At 71.0% G+C, this 4021-nt stretch carries 4 protein-coding genes; 2 read left to right on the top strand and 2 right to left on the bottom strand.

All coding sequences use genetic code 11. The features are described 5' to 3' along the window. Positions 1–3: 3 nt before the first annotated feature. Together ACYVK3_RS17910 and ACYVK3_RS17905 are read right to left on the bottom strand one after the other, a co-directional pair. Positions 4–1404: a GntP family permease gene (locus ACYVK3_RS17910; RefSeq protein ID WP_460498689.1), complete on the bottom strand. Its 1401-nt coding sequence runs from the start codon at positions 1402–1404 to the stop codon at positions 4–6. 47 nt (positions 1405–1451) lie between these two features. Then, positions 1452–1973 carry a gluconokinase gene (locus tag ACYVK3_RS17905; protein WP_460498688.1) on the bottom strand — a complete coding sequence of 174 codons (522 nt, stop codon included), beginning with the start codon at positions 1971–1973 and terminating at the stop codon, positions 1452–1454. Positions 1974–2064: 91 nt separating this feature from the next. Between ACYVK3_RS17905 and ACYVK3_RS17900 the strand changes: the two genes are divergently transcribed. Beyond that, positions 2065–2772 (top strand): FadR/GntR family transcriptional regulator, encoded by a 708-nt coding sequence (locus ACYVK3_RS17900; RefSeq protein ID WP_460498687.1) that lies wholly within the window; start codon positions 2065–2067, stop codon positions 2770–2772. 63 nt (positions 2773–2835) lie between these two features. Continuing rightward, positions 2836–3885: a hypothetical protein gene (locus ACYVK3_RS17895; RefSeq protein ID WP_460498686.1), complete on the top strand. Its 1050-nt coding sequence runs from the start codon at positions 2836–2838 to the stop codon at positions 3883–3885. Positions 3886–4021: the final 136 nt, after the last annotated feature.

Below are 4021 nucleotides of genomic sequence, written 5' to 3'. Positions count from 1 at the left end.
AGCTCAGGCGATACTGGCCAAGGCGAAGGCCAGCGAGGCCAGACCGAAGCCCAGCAGGCCGATCATCGTCTCCATGACCGTCCAGGTCTTCAGCGTCGTCTTGACGTCCATCTCCAGGAACCGGCCCACGAGCCAGAAGCCGGAGTCGTTGACGTGGCTGGCCATGACCGAGCCGGCCGCCAGCGCGAGCACGATCGCCGCCACCTGGACGCTGTTGTAGGCGCCGCCGAGGACGACCGGCTGCACGAGTCCGGCCGCGGTGATGAGCGCGACCGTCGCCGAACCCTGGGCGATGCGGATCGCGGTGGCGATGATGAAGGCCGCCACGATGACCGGCAGGCCGAGGTCGGACATGGCGCCGGAGAGCGCGTCGCCGATGCCGCTGGCTCGCAGGACGCCGCCGAACATGCCGCCCGCGCCGGTGATGAGGATGATCGCGCACACCGGTCCGAGGGCGGTGTCGAGCAGCTCCTCGACCACGTTCTTGCCGCGCCCGCGGCGAATCCCCAGCACGTAGCTGGCGACGAACACGGTGACCAGCAGCGCCACCGGGGTGGAGCCGAGGGCGCGGGCGACGTTGAACCAGGTGGCGTCCGAGTCGACCCAGCCGGCCTCTCCTGCGGTGTTGAGTCCGGTGTCGACGAAGATCATGATGAGCGGCAGCAGCATGAGGCCGATGACGGTGCCCGCGCCCGGCGGGTTCTCGTCGCGCTCGTCCTCGTCCTCCGGCTTGCGTCCGCTGAGGATGTCGGGCACCGGCAGGACGAAGCGGCGGCCGGCCCACAGCCCGTAGAGGTAGCTGGAGAGGTACCAGGTGGGGACGGCGACGAGGAGGCCGAGCAGCACGACCAGGCCGACTTCGGCGCCGAGCAGGCCGCTGGCGGCGACCGGTCCGGGGTGGGGCGGCACGTAGATGTGCATGGCCGAGAACGCGCCGGCGGCGGGCAGGGCGTAGATGAGGACGCCGCCGCCGAGCCGCCGCGCGACGGCGAAGATGATCGGCAGCATGACGACGAGCCCGGCGTCGAAGAAGATCGGGAAGCCGAAGATCAGGGAGGTGACGCCGAGGGCGAGCGGGGCGCGCTTCTCGCCGAAGCGCGTGATGAGCGCGTCGGTGAGTGCCTGGGCGCCGCCGCTGACCTCGACGAGTCTGCCGAGCATGGCGCCGAGTCCGACGAGGAGGGCGACGCTCGCGAGCGTCGAGCCGAAGGCCGAGGTGAGGGTCGGGATGATCTCCTGCGCGGGGATGCCGGTCGCGAAGGCCGTGGCGATGCTGACGGAGACCAGCGCCAGGAAGGCGTGGACGCGCAGCTTCATGATGAGGAACAGCAGGACCGCGATCGCGGCCGCCGCGATCGTCAGCAGGGGCCCTGTCCCCAGTGTCTGTGTCCACTCGGTTTCCATGTAAAGCTCCTTTGCTTTATCGGCGGCGGTCTCGCGTCTGGGGGGCGCTAGGCGGACGCGTCGCCTTTGATGCCGAGGTCCTCGAGGACCTCGTCGGTGATCTGCTCGGGCGTGTAGGTGACGTCGACGGCGATGCCGTCCTCGTCGTGCCCGAGCGGTTCGAGGTCGTGGAACTGCGATTCGAGGAGGCTGGGGGGCATGAAGTGGCCCGCGCGGGCCGAGATCCGCTCGGTGATGACCTGGATGCTGCCCACGAGGTGGACGAAGTGGACGTCGGCGGTGGCCTCGCGGAGGATGTCGCGATAGGAGCGTTTGAGGGCGGAGCAGGTGACAACGGTGTTCTCGCCGGCGGCGTCGCGCTCGCTGATCCAGTCGCGCAGGGACCGCAGCCACGGCTCCCTGTCGGCGTCGTCGAGCGGGGTTCCGGTCTCCATTTTGGCGATGTTGGCCTCGGGGTGGAACTCGTCTCCCTCGGCCATGGGCCAGCCGAGCCGGTCGGCGAGTCGCTCGGCGATAGTGCTCTTGCCGGCGCCTGAAACGCCCATCACCACCAGGCAGGTCGTCGTCATGAACCCCTCCTCATCGAAAGGTAATACCTTTGCTGCGAAAAGATAGCACCATTTGATCGGCCGCGCAACCGGTCCCGGATAAACTTCCGGCATGGGCGACAAAGACAAGGCCACCGGCAGCGGGCTGCACGACCCGGTGCTGGACGCGATAGGCCTCGAGATCACCAGCGGAGAGTTGCCCGCGGGCCACGTCTTGACACTCGATGGCATCGGGGAACGTTTCGGCGTCTCGCGCACCGTCGCCCGCGAGACCATGCGCGTGCTCGAATCCATGGGCCTCGTCCGCTCGCGTCGACGCGTGGGCATCACGGTGCAGCCCAACGACTCTTGGAACGTCTTCGACCCCAAGGTGATCTGGTGGCGCCTCTCGGGGAGCGGGCGCGACGCCCAGCTTCGGTCGCTGACGGAGCTGCGCATCGCCGTGGAGCCGCTCGCGGCGGGCGCGGCGGCGCGCAACGCCGCTGGGGCGCAGCGCTCGCGACTGCTCGAACTGGCCTCCGAACTGCGCGGACTCGGTGAGGACGGCGAGCTCGCCGTCTTCATGGAACGCGACATCGAGTACCACACGCTCCTGTTGCAGGCCAGCGGCAACGAGATGTTCGCGGCACTGGCGGACGTGGTCGGCGCGGTGCTGCGCGGGCGGACCCGGCTGGGACTGATGCCGCACCAGCCGGTGCCCGAGGCGCTGGACCTGCACGAGGCCGTCGCGGACGCGGTGGGCGAAGGGCGGGCGGCCGAGGCCGAGGAGTCGATGCGGGTCCTGCTCGCCGAGGTCCGGGCCGCGATGCCGGCGGATTGAGCCGGCAACCGAATAGCTCGTGGCCGATATATTTCGGCGTGCTGCTGGCGGCGGCGAGTTACGATGGCCCGCATCGCCATCCAGGGTCGGACGCGGCCCGCCACCGGACCTGATCGGACCGCCATGCCGAACTACGCCCCCGTGCCGCTGCCCCGATACGACGGCGCCGGCACCAGCCCGGCCTCGATCGTCGCCGACGTGGACGCATGGATCGCCTCCGCGCCCATGCGCGAGCTCATCGACGAGTTCGGCGGCGCCCTCCCCGGCGGCACCGCCGCGAATCTGGCCTATCTCGAGGCCTTCTCCGCCGAGCACTGGGACTTCCGGGCCGGACGCGAGCGCTTCGAGATCGAGTCCGAGCGCCTCGACCCGGCCAAGGAGCGCCTCGTCGTCGAGGCCGCGACCGCCTTGGGCCTCGGCGGGATCGCCGGCCCGCGACACGAGCGGTACACCCACGTCCTCGTCTTGGGCGGTCTCGCCGCCTCCTGTCTGTTCCGCTCCAGGTTCGCCGCCGAACTGCTCGCCGGCGGCGTCCAGGCCGCGAGCGTCACCGGCGTCGGCGGCTTCCGGCCCTTCGGCGAGGCCGAGGCCGCCTTCGTCGAGACCAGCGGCCTCACCGGCCGGTTCGAGATCGACGCGATGGAGGAGGGGCTCCGGCGCGCCTTCGGCATCACCGGTGCGACCGAGACGGAGGAGCACGGCGACCCCGAGAACGATCCGGGCCGCGCCTGGAAGACCGCCGCCTACGACGCCGGACCGATCACCGTCCGGGCCGTCGCCGCGCCCTCATCGGAGCCCGACCGCCGCCGCGCGAACACGGCCGACACCTGCCGCTTCTGGGCCGACCGCGTCGCCGACCTCGCCCCCGGCGACAGCGTCCTGGTCGTGACCTCCGCGCCGTTCGTGCCGTTCCAGCACTGCGACGCCGTGACCCACCTGGGACTGCCCTACGGCTGCGCCGTCGACACCGTCGGGCTCGACCTCGCCGGGCTCCCGGAGGTCCGCTTCCGCACGGAGTACGCCTCCAGCGGGTACCTCCAAGAGATCCGCTCGGCGATCCGCTCAATGCGGCGCCTGCACGATGCGGCGCTCGCGGCAAGCGAGCGCCGTTGACCTGTGTCCTGACCCGAACCGAAGTACCAGGGCGAGGGCGCGGCCGAAGCGGCCCTCCGCGCCGCCGGCCTCCCGGCCGAGCCGCCGTTCACGGGCGCCGCTGCGGGAACCGACGAGGCCGGGCCGGGCGGGGAGT

The sequence above is a fragment of the Glycomyces tarimensis genome, from assembly GCF_054776215.1.
The sequence above is the reverse complement of the archived record's forward strand: the minus strand, read 5'-3'. Positions and strand labels throughout refer to the sequence as shown.

Coding starts and splice junctions, on each gene's coding strand:
- ACYVK3_RS17905 (WP_460498688.1), bottom strand. CDS start 1,973: ATGACGACGACCTGCCTGGTGGTGATGGGCGTTTCAGGCGCCGGCAAG.
- ACYVK3_RS17900 (WP_460498687.1), top strand. CDS start 2,065: ATGGGCGACAAAGACAAGGCCACCGGCAGCGGGCTGCACGACCCGGTG.
- ACYVK3_RS17910 (WP_460498689.1), bottom strand. CDS start 1,404: ATGGAAACCGAGTGGACACAGACACTGGGGACAGGGCCCCTGCTGACG.
- ACYVK3_RS17895 (WP_460498686.1), top strand. CDS start 2,836: ATGGCCCGCATCGCCATCCAGGGTCGGACGCGGCCCGCCACCGGACCT.